This window comes from Massilia sp. YIM B02769, from assembly GCF_030411995.1.
Lineage (GTDB): Bacteria > Pseudomonadota > Gammaproteobacteria > Burkholderiales > Burkholderiaceae_D > Telluria.
In genome coordinates this window covers 398991-411549 of the sequence record NZ_JASNRC010000002.1, presented here as the reverse complement: position 1 = coordinate 411549, position 12559 = coordinate 398991, and the positions used below count along the sequence as shown (strand labels likewise).

Sequence of the window (12559 nt, the reverse complement as noted above, 5' to 3'; positions counted from 1 at the left end):
TGCAACAATCAGTATATTATTAAGATCCTTCTGGAAACGTACTGATTCGATATCTTTGCCTATCCATTGCGCGCGCTTATGCACCGTGGCTGAAACCGGCGCGGAAAACGCTGCCGGCGGATTGACATCGGCCTGACAACCCCCATCGATGACCTTGCAACCCTTGCTCGACCTGATCAACCTCATCCCACGCGACTGGATCCTTCCGCCCGCCAACCTGTTCCTGCTGATCGTCATCGGTCTCCTGATCCGGCGCCGCTGGCCGCGTACCGGCACCATCCTCGCCGGCGCCAGCCTGGCGCTGATGGCCTTCCTGTCCACCACCGGCGGCGCGCGCCTGCTGGTCGCGCCGCTGGAGGCGATGAGCCAGCCGCTGCGGGCGCCGGAAGCGGCGGGCGCCCAGGCCATCGTCGTGCTGACCTCGGGGCGCCTGCAGGATGCCCCCGAATACGGCGACCGCGACATCCCCGACTACATCGCCCTGGCGCGCGTGCGCTATGCGGCGCACCTGCAGCGGCGCACCGGGCTGCCCGTGCTGGTCACCGGCGGCAATGGCGCCAGCGGCATCGATCCGCCCGCGCACGACCGCGCCTATGTGAAAGCCGACGCCATGGCCACCGCACTGCGCGAGGACTTCGGCGTGCCGGTGCGCTGGGTCGAGCGCCACGCGCGCGATACCAACGAAAACGCCATCGACAGCGCGGCGCTGCTGCGTGCCGATGGCGTCAAGCGCATCCTGCTGGTGACCGACGCCATGCACATGCCGCGCTCCTGCGCCGCCTTCGAGCGCGCCGGGCTGGATGTCGTGAATGCGCCGACCATGTTCTTCAGCGAGCAGGCGCAGGGCCCGCATTCCTGGGTGCCCGGTCCCGAAGGCATGCGCCGTTCGCGCTATGCCTTGTATGAATGGATGGGCAGCATCTGGTACCGCCTGCGTGCGGGCGGCAAGGATGCAGCCATCGACGCAAAATGCTACGGCGCATGAGGACGGCCATGCCAATTCCCGGGGAGGCGCGATGGACCCGTTGATCATCCTGGCCCTGCTGGCCATGGGCTGCTTCGGCGGTTTCGCCGCCGGCCTGCTCGGCGTTGGCGGCGGCATGATCCTGGTGCCCTTCATGACCATGATCCTGACGGCGCGCGGCGTGCCCGACGAGCTGGTGGTGCACATGGCGATTGCCACCTCGCTCGGCACCATCATGTTCACCTCATTGTCCTCGGTGCGCGCACACCACAAGCATGGCGCGGTGGTCTGGCGCATCGTGAAGCTGCTGGCGCCGGGCATCCTGATCGGCTCGACGGTCGGGCCGTGGATCGGCAAGCAGATGAACACGGCGACGCTGTCGATGTTCTTCGGCGTCTTTGTCGCGTTCTCGGCCACGCAAATGCTGGTCAACAAGAAGCCGGCGGCCGCACGCGATTTGCCAAAGGCCCCGGGCATGTTCGCGGCGGGCGGTGTGATCGGCGTGCTGGCCGGGCTGGTGGGGGCGGGCGGTGGTTTTGTCTCCGTGCCCTTCATGACCTGGTGCGGCGTGCGCATCCACAACGCGGTGGCCACCAGCGCGGCGCTCGGGTTTCCGATCGCGCTGGCGGGCACGCTGGCGAACATCGTGTATGGCTGGGGCGAGCCGGGCTTGCCGGACTATTCGCTCGGGTTCATCTATGTGCCGGCTTTATTGATCATCGTCGCGGCCAGCGTGGTGATGGCACCGGTGGGAGCGCGTACCGCGCACCGGATGCCGGTGAAGCAGCTGCAGCGGGTGTTTGCGGTGATCCTGTATTCGCTGGCGGCGTACATGTTCTACAAAGCCGCGACCTGACCAGGGCCTGCGGCTTTGAACCGTACGGTGGGCACGCTGTGCCCACGCGGTTACGTGCGTCTCCTTGCACCTTTGGCGGTGATGTTCCGCTCGCGAAATATGCGATGGACGAAAGCGTTGGCATGTTGTCTGGCTCCGCTTGGAGCCAGCGAGCGATGCCTCACCGCTAACGGTGAATGGACACGCACGTCCCCGCGTGGGCACGGGGTGCCCACCGTACGGGATACGCTAACAATTGAACGGCACCCGGGATATCGCACAGAAAAATCGGCGCCGCAGCGCCGATTTCACCTATGTCCTATGCCCGCAGCGGTTGCTTCCCATCCCGCGAATACGCCCAGGCCAGCATGACCAGCGCCGCGACGATCATCGGCAGCGACAGCACTTGTCCCGAGGTGATCGGCAGGCCCATGACCGTGGTTTCCCAGTCCGGCACGCGGAACCATTCGGTGAAGAAGCGCGCGCAGCCGTACAGCAGGGTGAACATCGCGCCCACCGCCAAACGCGGACGCGCCTTGCGTGCGAACGGCCACAGGATCAGGAACACCAGGATGCCGTCGATCAGCATCTGGTACAGCGGCGACGGGTGGCGCGGGGTATCCAGGAAGCCGATGCCGTTCGGGTTCGGCCACAGCATCGCCCATGGCAGGCTGGGGTCGGCGATGCGGCCCGGCAGTTCATGGTTGATGAAATTGCCCAGGCGTCCAGCGGCGTAACCCAGCGGCACCATCGGCGCGATGAAGTCGTAGACGTCGAGGATGTTGCGCTTCGATTTACGGGCCCACAGCGCCATCGCGATCAGCACGCCCAGGAAGCCGCCGTGGAAGGACATGCCGCCCTTCCAGACCTTGAAGATTTCCAGCGGGTTTTCGAAGAAATAGCCTGGCTGGTAGAACAGCACTTCGCCCAGGCGCCCGCCGAGTACGACACCGAGCATGCCGTAGAACAGCATGTCGTCCAGGTCTTCCGGCTTCCAGCCCTGCGCGGCGATGTGCGGCTGCTTGATGCGCACGCGTCCCAGGATGATGAACATCGCGAACGCAAGCACGTACATCAGGCCGTACCAGTGGATGTCCACGGGGCCGACCGAAAACGCGATCGGGTCCGGATTCGGGTGTACCAGCATATTATTCTTTCCTCAGTAATTCCAAAAAGCCCCGCAACACCGGCGAGGCATTGTCGCGGCGCCAGGCCACTCCGAGTTCCACCAGCGGTGTCGGATTGGCAAGGGCACGGTATTCTACGCCGGGACGCTGCAGGTTCGACACGGATTGTGGCACAAGTGCCAAGCCCATGCCCGCAGACACGAGGCTGACGATGGTCTGCATCTGGATCGCTTCCTGGCCGATCGATGGCGTGATGCCGGCGTCGTGGAAGCAGCTGAGGATGGCGTCGTAGAGGGCCGGCGCACTTTTGCGCGGGAAAATGATTAATGGCAGATGGGGCAGGGCGCGCAGGTCGACCGGCCCGCCGTCCGCCGGCAGCAGGCCGGTGGGCGCGCACAGCACCAGCGGTTCTTCCAGCACGCTGGCATAGTCGAGCAGCGCCTGCGCCTTGTCGGGCAGCGGCGGAATCAGGAGCCCGGCGTCGATGCGGCCGTGCAGCAGGTCGTCGATCTGCACGTCGGTGGTCGCTTCCTGCAGCACCAGTTCGACCTTCGGAAACGCCGTGCTGTAGTCGCGCAGCAGGGGCGGCAGCACGCTGTAGTCGGCCGGCGTGACGAAGGACAGGGCCAGGCGCCCTGATTCGCCGGCGGCGGCGCGGCGCACCAGTTCCGGCATGGCGGCGGCTTGCTCCAGCAGGCGGCGCGCTTCGGGCAGCAGGGCGGCGCCGGCCGGCGTGAGCTCGACCTGGCGGCGGGTGCGCAGGAACAGCGGCGCGCCCAGCGTGTCCTCCAGCGCGGCAATCGTTTGCGACAACGGCGGCTGGGTCATGTGCAGGCGCTGGGCGGCACGGCCGAAATGCAGCTCTTCGGCCACGGTGACGAAATAGCGCAGCTGGCGCAGTTCAAGGTTCATCGATATGTATTTCCATGGTTTTGACTATGACTGATACGTTTTGCATATCACAGCCCGGCAAATCTTATATTTGACGCCCCGTGGTGCGCAAGGCATTCTCTCGAGACTGTTTTCAAGGAGTCTTGCCATGGCCAACCCACCGCGCTACAACCGCCGATCCAGCAATATCACCGAAGGCGTGGCCCGCGCGCCGAACCGTTCGATGTACTACGCGATGGGCTATCAAAAGGACGATTTCGACAAGCCGATGATCGGCATCGCCAACGGCCATTCCACCATCACGCCCTGCAACTCGGGCCTGCAAAAGCTGGCCGACGTGGCGATTGGCGCGGTGAAGGAAGCCGGCGGCAATCCGCAGGTGTTCGGCACCCCGACCATCTCCGACGGCATGTCGATGGGCACCGAAGGCATGAAGTTCTCGCTGATTTCGCGCGAGGTGATCGCCGACTGTATCGAAACCTGCGTGAATGGCCAGTGGATGGATGGCGTGGTCGTCATCGGCGGCTGCGACAAGAACATGCCGGGCGGGATGATCGCACTGGCCCGCGCCAACGTCCCGGGCATCTATGTCTACGGCGGCACGATCAAGCCGGGCAACTGGAAGGGGAAGGACCTGACGATTGTGTCGGTGTTCGAGGCGGTGGGCGAATTCACGGCCGGGCGCATGAAGCAGGAAGACTTCGAGGGCATCGAGACCAACGCCTGCCCGTCGTCCGGTTCCTGCGGCGGCATGTACACGGCCAACACCATGTCGTCCTCGTTCGAGGCGCTGGGCATGTCGCTGATGTATTCGTCGACGATGGCGAACCCGGACGACGAAAAGGTCGGCTCGGCGGCCGAATCGGCGCGCGTGCTGGTGGAAGCCGTGAAGCGCGACCTGAAGCCGCGCGACATCATCACCCGCAAGTCGATCGAGAACGCGGTGTCGCTGATCATGGCCACCGGCGGCTCGACCAACGCCGTGCTGCACTACCTCGCCATTGCCCACGCCGCCGACGTCGAATGGACGCTGGACGATTTCGAGCGCGTGCGCCGCAAGGTGCCGGTGATCTGCAACCTGAAGCCATCCGGCCAGTATGTGGCGACCGACCTGCACAAGGCGGGCGGCGTGCCGCAGGTGATGAAGCTGCTGCTCGACGCCGGGTTGATGCACGGCGACTGCATTACCATCACCGGCCGCACCCTGGCCGAGGAACTGGCCGAGGTGCCATCCGTCCCGCGCGCCGACCAGGACGTAATCCGCACGATCGATCAGGCGCTGTACGCCCAGGGCCACCTGGCCATCTTGAAGGGCAATCTGTCGCCGGAAGGGGCAGTGGCGAAGATCACCGGCCTGAAAAACCCGGCGATTACCGGCCCGGCGCGCGTGTTCGACGACGAGTATTCTGCAATGGACGCCATCCTCGGCGACCAGATCAATGCCGGCGACGTGCTGGTGCTGCGCTACCTCGGCCCGAAAGGCGGCCCGGGCATGCCGGAAATGCTGGCGCCGACCGGGGCGCTGATCGGCAAGGGGCTGGGCGAATCGGTCGGCCTGATTACCGATGGACGCTTCTCTGGCGGCACCTGGGGCATGGTGGTCGGCCACGTGTCGCCGGAAGCCTTCGAGGGCGGGACGATCGCGCTGGTGCGGGAAGGCGATTCGGTGACGATCGATGCGAACCAGTTGCTGATCCAGCTGAACGTGCCGGACGACGAGATCGCGCGCCGCCGCGCCGCGTGGACCCAGCCGGCGCCGCGTTATACGCGTGGCGTGCTGGCCAAGTTTGCCAAACTGGCATCGAGTGCGAGCAAGGGCGCGGTAACAGGTTGATGTGAACGACGGCCGGGGACGATTCCCCGGTTGTTATTTGCGCTTGTCGAAGGACTTCTTCACGCGTGCCTGGCGGCGCTTTTCGTCTTCGTCGTGGGCTTTCTTCTTGTCCCAGCCGAGCATCTTTTCGATGTACTCGAACCAGATGAAGGCGAACACCATCAGGCCGACGATCCACCACCAGGACAGCTCGGCAAAGCGCCAGACGTCGAAGAAGCGCAGGACGACGAGAGCAAGAATCAACAGGATCAGTGGCATGGCGGGTTCCTCCGGAATGCGGCCATCTTACAAGCGTTTTCAGTGCTCTGTGGCAAAATAATCGGGTGTGGCGGAAACGCCTCCCTCAAAACGTAAGCGTCGTTACAGAGTGTGACGATGACTTATCCCCGCTGGGAAACGCGGTAAAATGCGGGCATTAACCATGGAGAGTCCTAGATGAAACGGTCCCTGATGTTGTGCGTAGTGTTGTCGGCCCTCGCATCCTCGAGCGCGTTCGCGCAAGCCGACCTGGCGAAAGCGAAGAACTGCATGGCTTGCCACGCCGCGGCAACCAAGCTGGTGGGTCCGGCCTACAAGGACGTGGCCGCGAAATACGCCGGCCAGAAGGGCGCCGAAGACAAGCTGGTGGCCAAGGTCATGAAGGGCGGCTCGGGCGCATGGGGCCCGGTGCCGATGCCGGCTAACCCGCAGGTGAGCGAAGCGGAAGCGCGCAGCCTGGTGAAGTGGGTGTTGGCGACCAAGTAATTTCAGAAGCATCGCGATGAAGCGCGCCGGCGTGAGCCAGGCGCGTTTTTTTCGTCCGATGAGTTATCGGGCCGTCGTCAAAATTGTTGGCTCGACCCGTACGGTGGGGTGTTTGAGGCGGGGCCTCAAACACGAAGTGCCCACGCGGTTACGTGCTCATCCTTGCACCGCCTGCGGCGATATGTCGCTCGTAACCCCAAGCCGAAGCCGCGGGCCTCTTGCACACTCCGCGAGCGAAACGCCACCGCCAACGTAGAACGGAGTCGCACGTAACCGCGTGGGCACGGAGTGCCCACCGTACGGTTGAATGTACGAGTCCGGTGCAAGGCCGACCATTCGACGGGTAACGGCTTTGATCAACGAATCACATCCAGCTTGCTCTTCTTCCCACCCTGATACGTGAACAAGGTCAGCGCCCCATTCTCGATATCGCCCTTGCTGTCGAACTTGATATCCCCCGTCACGCCCTTGTAGCTGATCTTCTTCAGCTCCGGCAAATACTTCGACGGCTCGACCGACTTCGCATTCTGCATGGCGGTCGCCATCACCATCACCGCGTCGTACACATACGGCGCATACAGCTGCACGTCCTGCCCGGTCTTCTGCCTGAAGCGGGCGCGGAAGTCGGTCATGTTCTTTTCCTGCGCGGCGCCGGTCACGCCGCCGGCTTCGGCGCAGATCACCTTGCCTTCGGCGCCAACCGCGTCGCCTGCCAGCCGGCCCAGGGCATCGGTGCAGATGCCGTCGCCGCCCATGAATTTCGCGGTGATGCCCAGGTTCTTCATCTGCTTGAGCATCGGTCCCGCCACCGCGTCCATGCCGCCGAAGAAGATCAAGTCGGGCTTCTTGGCGCGGATCGAGGTCAGGATCGCCGTGTAGTCGGTGGCGGTGGCGCTGGTGAATTCCTTGCCGACGATTTTCACGCCGGTGCCCCTGGCGTTCTTCGCGAACTCCGAGGCCACTCCCTGGCCATAGGTGGTGCGGTCGTCGATGACGGCGATGTTCTTCGCCTTCAGCGTATCGACCGCATAGCGCGCCAGCGTGCCGCCCAGTTTGGCATCGTCGGCCACCACGCGGAAGGCGCCGGCATAGCGCTGGCGCGTGTACAGCGGCGACGTGGAGGCCGGCGAAATCTGCGGAATCCCCGCGTCGTTGTAGATCTTCGAAGCCGGAATCGAGGTGCCAGACGCCAGGTGCCCGATCACGCCTTTCACCTTGGCGTCGACCAGCTTCTGGGCCACGGCCGTGCCTTGCTTCGGATCGGAGGCGTCGTCCTCGGCCACCAGCTGGAAGGTGATCTTCTGGCCGTTGATGACGATGTTCTTGGCATTCAGTTCCTCGACCGCCATGCGCGCGGCGTTTTCCATGTCCTTGCCGAGGTGGGACACCGGACCCGAGGTCGGGCTGACGTGGCCGATCTTCACAACCTGCTGGGCGCTGGCGCTCCCGGCAACCAGCAACGCGACGGCAAACGGAATGCACTTCGTGGTCATACGGTCTCCGATAGGTGGATTGGCGTCAGCGTGCGAACCGCCAGCATGCGCCTGTTTTGGATAAATGCAGAGCAAAAGGTACAACAATTTACAGGCTTGGGAAAGCAATAAAGAGGGGCTGCCCGGCGGTGGGGCGGGGGAGGAACGCGGTGCGCAAAAAGATGGCGTGTCTGCCCTGAATGGGCGCGTAGGGTGGGTTCTCGAACCCACCAGCAGGATGCTTATTTATTCGAACCGCACCGGTGGGTACGAGTACCCACCCTACGAACGGCCGAACTGGACGGAGGCGACCTGCTGGGCGACGACCTGCTCGACAGCCTGGCGCACGCCTTGCTGGATCTGGTCGTTGGCCGAGGACAAGGCGGTGCGGACGATGGCGTCGATCTGGGTTTGCAGCTGCTGCAGCACGCGTTCGGCGATGCGGCGTTCGAGTTCGTCCCAGTCGGGTTCGGCAGCGGGCGCTGGAGCGGCCTCGGCAGCCGGCTCCGGCGTGGTCTCCGAGGCGGGCATCGGCGCTGCCTGCGGAATCGACTCGGCAAGCGGTGCGGGCTCGGCTGCCGGCTCGGGTTCGAACACCGGTTCCGTTTCCGCCGGCGCCGCATCGGCCGCCGGCTCCAGCGCGGGAATCGGCGCCGCCTCGACGGCCGGTTCCTCGGGCGCGGGTTCAGGCCTGGCTGGCGGCACCGGATCCAGTACGAACGGCTCCAGCACAACTTCAGTCAACACGGGAATGCTGCTATCGAAGGCTGGATTCTTGTTCATGATTGGTTGGCGACGAAGTGGGTCAGCGGGTAGGACTGCTTCTTGTAGGCAACGTAGCGCTGGCGGCCGGCTGCCGCGTCCGCCTCGTCAGTCGAGATGATCTCGAACACGCGGGCAAACTCGGCAAACGTGGCCGGCGTGCGGCGCGTGAGGTTGACCAGCATTTCGTGGTGCGGCAGGTCGACGTCTTCGCGGTCGGTGACGATGATCGGGGTCTCGGCGGCGAGCGGGTCGCCGGCCAGCACGTGGGGGATGAAATCCGTCTCCGACAGCGTCCACAGCGCGTCGTTCAGGGCGGCGGCCTGGGCTGCGTCTTCGGCGAGCAGCACGACCTTGGCGCGCGTCGACCAGGCCTTGCGCGCCAGGCGGCAGGCATAGATCAGCTTGTCGGGGATGTTGGTGTGGAAGTCGATCCGGGTCATGGATGGGATTGTAAACCGGCGCAGCAGGGGATGGTGAGTTTGCGTCGATCGAGAAAGGCGAAGGGTCGGCAAAATGTCCCGTACGGTGGGGTGTTTGAGGCCGGGGGCCTCAAACACGAAGTGCCCACGCGGAATTGCGCACAGTGTTGGCAGATTTTGAATCGAACATCCCGCTATGAGCTGGCGTTTCCAAATGATCATTTGATACGTTGGCGATATTTCGCCGTCGCATGATCGATCAGCGCCAACACCATGCAGGCATTCGCGTGGGCACGGAGTGCCCACCGTACGGGATGCGCTGGAGTGCTTCTTAGGCGTTCATGCCATTGTGACGCAGCAAGGCATCGATCGACGGCTCCCGCCCCCGGAATGCCTTGAACGACTCCAGCGCCGGACGCGAGCCGCCCACCGCCAAAATCTCGCGCTGGAAGCGGCGCCCGGTCTCCACCGAGATCTCGCCACCGCCGGCCTCGACCGCCTCTTCGAAGGCCGCGTACGCATCCGCCGACAACACCTCGGCCCACTTGTAGCTGTAGTACCCGGCGGCGTAGCCACCCGCAAAGATGTGCCCGAACGAATGCTGGAAGCGGTTGAACGACGGCGGAATCATCACCGAGAACTTCTGGCGCACGTCGTCGATCAACTGCTGCACGGTCTGCTGGCTGTTCGGATCGAAGTCGTAGTGCAAGTGCATGTCGATCAGCGAGAATTCCACCTGGCGCAGGGTCTGCATGCCCGACTGGAAGTTTTTCGCGGCCAGCATCTTGTCGTACAGCGCACGCGGCAGCGGTTCGCCGGTCTTCACGTGGGCGGTCATGCCTTGCAGCACATCCCACTCCCAGCAGAAGTTTTCCATGAACTGCGACGGCAGCTCGACCGCATCCCATTCCACGCCCGAGATGCCCGACACCGACAATTCCTCGACTTCGGTCAGCATGTGGTGCAGGCCGTGGCCGAATTCGTGGAACAGGGTCGTCACCTCATCGTGCGTGAACAGCGAAGGCTGCAGCTTGCCGTCGACGGTGGCCGGCGGCGTGAAGTTGCAGGTGAGGTAGGCCACCGGCGTTTGCAGGATGCCGCCGGTCGTCATGCGGCGTCCGCGCGCATCGTCCATCCAGGCGCCCTGGCCCTTGCCGGCGCGCGCGTACAAATCGAAGTAGAACTGGCCGACCAGCTCGCCATCGCGTTCGATGCGATAGAAGCGCACGTCCGGATGCCACACAGGGGCGTCGTCCGGCTTGATCGTGACCGAGAACAGGTTTTGCACCACCTTGAACAGCCCTTCGATGACCTTGTGCTCGGGGAAGTATTCCTTCACTTCCTGGGCCGAGAACGCGTAGCGCTTCTCGCGCAGCTTTTCCGAGGCATAGGCCACGTCCCAGGCTTGCATGTCCTCGATGCCGAGCTCGTCCTTGGCAAAGGCGCGCAGTTCGGCCAGGTCTTCCTCGGCGAACGGACGCGCGCGGCGCGCCAGGTCTTCCAGGAAGCTGATCACGTGCTCGGGGCTCTCGGCCATCTTCGGCACCAGCGACACTTCGGCGAAGTTGCGGTAATCCAGCAGCTTGGCTTCCTCGTCGCGCAGCTTCAGCAGCTGGGCGATGTTCGAGGTGTTGTCCCATTTCTCGAGTTCGCTGAACACGGTGCCGGCGTCCGACGCCTTGGTGGCGCTGGCGCGGTAGATCGTTTCGCGCAAGGACCGGTTGTCGGCGAATTGCAGGACCGGGAAGTAGGAAGGGAAGTGCAGCGTGAATTGCCAGCCGCTCTTGCCCTCTGCTTCGGCGGCGGCACGGGCGGCGGCTTTCGCATCGTCCGGGATGCCGGCCAGCTCAGCCTCGTTCTCGACCACGTATTTGTAGTCGTTGGTCGCATCCAGCACGTTCTGCGAGAAGCGCGTCGAGATGGCGGCGTGCTGTTCCTGGATGTCGCCGAAGCGTTCTTTCTTGTCCTGCGGCAGTTCGGCGCCGCCCAGGCGGAAGTCGCGCAGGGCGTTCTCGACGATGCGTTTGCGCGCCGGCGACAAATTGGCGTACTCGGCGCCGGCGCGGATCGCCTTGTATTTGTCGAACAGCACTTCATTCTGGCCCAGGGTGGTCCAGAACTCGGTGACTTTCGGCTGGTTCTCGTTGTAGGTCGCGCGCAGTTCCGGCGTGTCGGCCACATGGTTCAGGTGGTTCACGATGCCCCAGGCGCGGCCCAGACGCTCGGTCGCTTCCTCGAGCGGGACGACGAAGTTGTCCCAGGTCACGTTATCCGACGGCGCTTCGAGCTTGCCGACGACCTCGGTGGCTTCTGCGATCAATTGTTCGATGGCAGGCGTGACGTGTTCCGGACGGAACAGGTCGAAACGCGGCAGGCCCGAGAAATCGAGAAGGGGATTGCTGGTGTTCATAAGGTTCCTTCCTCCGTTCATGCGACGCCCGGCGCGGGGACCATCCCCGCGGCCGGCGCAAGCCGTTCCTGTTGCTTGCCGAGCACGCGTTCGGCGGACTCGACGGTGTTCATCAAGAGCATCGTGATCGTCATCGGGCCGACACCGCCCGGCACCGGCGTGATGTGAGCAGCGACTTCGGCCACGGCGGCGGTATCCACGTCGCCGCACAGCTTGCCGTTGTCGTCGCGGTTCATGCCGACGTCGATCACGATCGCGCCCGGCTTCACCATGTCGGCGGTAACGGTGTTGCGGCGGCCGACGGCGGCCACGACCACATCGGCCTGGCGGGTGTGGTAGCCCAGGTCCGGCGTCGCGCTATGGCAGATGGTGACAGTGGCATTCGCTTGCAAGAGCAACAGCGCCATTGGCTTGCCGACGGTGTTCGAGCGTCCAATGACGACCGCATGCTTGCCGCGCAAATCGTAGCCGGTGGATTCGATCAGCTTCATGCAGCCGTACGGGGTGCAAGGGCGGAAGCCCGGCAGGTTGGCGACCAGCTCGCCGGCCGACAGCACCGAGTAGCCGTCCACGTCCTTGCTGGTGGCAATGGCTTCGATGACCTTGTTCGGGCTGATGTGCTTGGGCAGGGGCATTTGCACCAGGATGCCGTGGATGCTCGGGTCTTCGTTCAGGGCGGCGATGCGCGCCAGCAGGGCGGCCTCGGTGAGATCCGCATCGTATTTTTCCAGGACCGAGTGGAAACCCACGTCGCCGCAGGCCTTGACCTTGTTGCGTACGTAGACCTGGCTGGCCGGGTCTTCGCCGACCAGGATCACGGCCAGGCCGGGCTTCTGGCCGGTGGCGGTGAGTTTGGCGGCGCGCTCGGCGATTTCGGCACGCAGTTGCTGGGAAAGTTTGACTCCGTCGATCAGTTGGGCTGGCATGGTGGGACTCATCACTGGACAAAGATGAAATTATAAGGCCCACCGGGTATCGCGCGCCGCGCACCGCGCTTCGTTGTCATATTCGTAGGGTGGTCGGCTCCACCGTAAGGTTTGAATCAACGTGCCGTGTGCGCCGCCCACGCGTTCAACGCACGGGTACATTCCACGATGG

The 12559-nt window shown here is 64.1% G+C and carries 12 protein-coding genes; 4 read left to right on the top strand and 8 right to left on the bottom strand.

Features of this window, described 5'->3' with window-relative positions; translation table 11 throughout:
- The first annotated feature begins 148 nt into the window (after positions 1-148).
- On the top strand, positions 149-985 hold the full coding sequence (locus QPK31_RS04620; RefSeq protein WP_290421766.1) for a YdcF family protein: 837 nt from the start codon (positions 149-151) through the stop codon (positions 983-985).
- A 31-nt stretch (positions 986-1016) separates the two neighbouring features.
- Positions 1017-1820 (top strand): sulfite exporter TauE/SafE family protein, encoded by an 804-nt coding sequence (locus tag QPK31_RS04615; RefSeq protein ID WP_290421765.1) that lies wholly within the window; start codon positions 1017-1019, stop codon positions 1818-1820.
- A 298-nt stretch (positions 1821-2118) separates the two neighbouring features.
- On the opposite strand, the gene lgt is transcribed toward QPK31_RS04615, so the two are convergent.
- On the bottom strand, positions 2119-2946 hold the full coding sequence (lgt, locus tag QPK31_RS04610; RefSeq protein ID WP_290421764.1) for a prolipoprotein diacylglyceryl transferase: 828 nt from the start codon (positions 2944-2946) through the stop codon (positions 2119-2121).
- A gap of 1 nt (position 2947) precedes the next feature.
- Entirely contained in the window at positions 2948-3838 is an 891-nt protein-coding gene (locus tag QPK31_RS04605; RefSeq protein WP_290421763.1) for a LysR family transcriptional regulator, read from the bottom strand.
- 127 nt (positions 3839-3965) lie between these two features.
- Between QPK31_RS04605 and ilvD the strand changes: the two genes are divergently transcribed.
- Positions 3966-5651 carry a dihydroxy-acid dehydratase gene (ilvD, locus tag QPK31_RS04600; protein ID WP_290421762.1) on the top strand — a complete coding sequence of 562 codons (1686 nt, stop codon included), beginning with the start codon at positions 3966-3968 and terminating at the stop codon, positions 5649-5651.
- Between the two features lie 33 nt (positions 5652-5684).
- Here the strand turns inward: ilvD and QPK31_RS04595 are convergent, their stop codons facing one another.
- Positions 5685-5909, bottom strand: coding sequence for a TIGR04438 family Trp-rich protein (locus tag QPK31_RS04595; protein WP_290421761.1), 225 nt, complete (start codon positions 5907-5909; stop codon positions 5685-5687).
- Positions 5910-6086: 177 nt separating this feature from the next.
- Here QPK31_RS04595 and QPK31_RS04590 point away from each other — a divergent pair, with 177 nt between their 5' ends.
- On the top strand, positions 6087-6395 hold the full coding sequence (locus tag QPK31_RS04590) for a c-type cytochrome (protein ID WP_290421760.1): 309 nt from the start codon (positions 6087-6089) through the stop codon (positions 6393-6395).
- A gap of 356 nt (positions 6396-6751) precedes the next feature.
- Here QPK31_RS04590 and QPK31_RS04585 read toward each other — a convergent pair whose 3' ends face one another.
- From QPK31_RS04585 to folD, 5 genes are all read right to left on the bottom strand, one after another.
- The gene (locus QPK31_RS04585; protein WP_290421759.1) at positions 6752-7888 is read right to left on the bottom strand and encodes a branched-chain amino acid ABC transporter substrate-binding protein; all 1137 of its coding nucleotides are present in this window, start codon (positions 7886-7888) and stop codon (positions 6752-6754) included.
- A gap of 261 nt (positions 7889-8149) precedes the next feature.
- Positions 8150-8650 (bottom strand): hypothetical protein, encoded by a 501-nt coding sequence (locus QPK31_RS04580; protein ID WP_290421758.1) that lies wholly within the window; start codon positions 8648-8650, stop codon positions 8150-8152.
- Positions 8647-9072, bottom strand: a complete 426-nt coding sequence (locus tag QPK31_RS04575) for a DNA polymerase III subunit chi (RefSeq protein ID WP_290421757.1) — start codon at positions 9070-9072, stop codon at positions 8647-8649. The genes QPK31_RS04580 and QPK31_RS04575 overlap by 4 nt, the downstream gene beginning before the upstream one ends.
- Positions 9073-9382: 310 nt before the next feature.
- Positions 9383-11461 carry a M3 family metallopeptidase gene (locus tag QPK31_RS04570; RefSeq protein ID WP_290421756.1) on the bottom strand — a complete coding sequence of 693 codons (2079 nt, stop codon included), beginning with the start codon at positions 11459-11461 and terminating at the stop codon, positions 9383-9385.
- A gap of 17 nt (positions 11462-11478) precedes the next feature.
- Positions 11479-12387, bottom strand: coding sequence for a bifunctional methylenetetrahydrofolate dehydrogenase/methenyltetrahydrofolate cyclohydrolase FolD (folD, locus tag QPK31_RS04565; protein ID WP_290421755.1), 909 nt, complete (start codon positions 12385-12387; stop codon positions 11479-11481).
- Positions 12388-12559 lie beyond the last annotated feature (172 nt).

Coding starts and splice junctions, on each gene's coding strand:
- QPK31_RS04580 (WP_290421758.1), bottom strand. CDS start 8,650: ATGAACAAGAATCCAGCCTTCGATAGCAGCATTCCCGTGTTGACTGAA.
- folD (WP_290421755.1), bottom strand. CDS start 12,387: ATGCCAGCCCAACTGATCGACGGAGTCAAACTTTCCCAGCAACTGCGT.
- QPK31_RS04605 (WP_290421763.1), bottom strand. CDS start 3,838: ATGAACCTTGAACTGCGCCAGCTGCGCTATTTCGTCACCGTGGCCGAA.
- QPK31_RS04575 (WP_290421757.1), bottom strand. CDS start 9,072: ATGACCCGGATCGACTTCCACACCAACATCCCCGACAAGCTGATCTAT.
- QPK31_RS04595 (WP_290421761.1), bottom strand. CDS start 5,909: ATGCCACTGATCCTGTTGATTCTTGCTCTCGTCGTCCTGCGCTTCTTC.
- QPK31_RS04570 (WP_290421756.1), bottom strand. CDS start 11,461: ATGAACACCAGCAATCCCCTTCTCGATTTCTCGGGCCTGCCGCGTTTC.
- QPK31_RS04585 (WP_290421759.1), bottom strand. CDS start 7,888: ATGACCACGAAGTGCATTCCGTTTGCCGTCGCGTTGCTGGTTGCCGGG.
- lgt (WP_290421764.1), bottom strand. CDS start 2,946: ATGCTGGTACACCCGAATCCGGACCCGATCGCGTTTTCGGTCGGCCCC.
- QPK31_RS04620 (WP_290421766.1), top strand. CDS start 149: ATGACCTTGCAACCCTTGCTCGACCTGATCAACCTCATCCCACGCGAC.
- ilvD (WP_290421762.1), top strand. CDS start 3,966: ATGGCCAACCCACCGCGCTACAACCGCCGATCCAGCAATATCACCGAA.
- QPK31_RS04590 (WP_290421760.1), top strand. CDS start 6,087: ATGAAACGGTCCCTGATGTTGTGCGTAGTGTTGTCGGCCCTCGCATCC.
- QPK31_RS04615 (WP_290421765.1), top strand. CDS start 1,017: ATGGACCCGTTGATCATCCTGGCCCTGCTGGCCATGGGCTGCTTCGGC.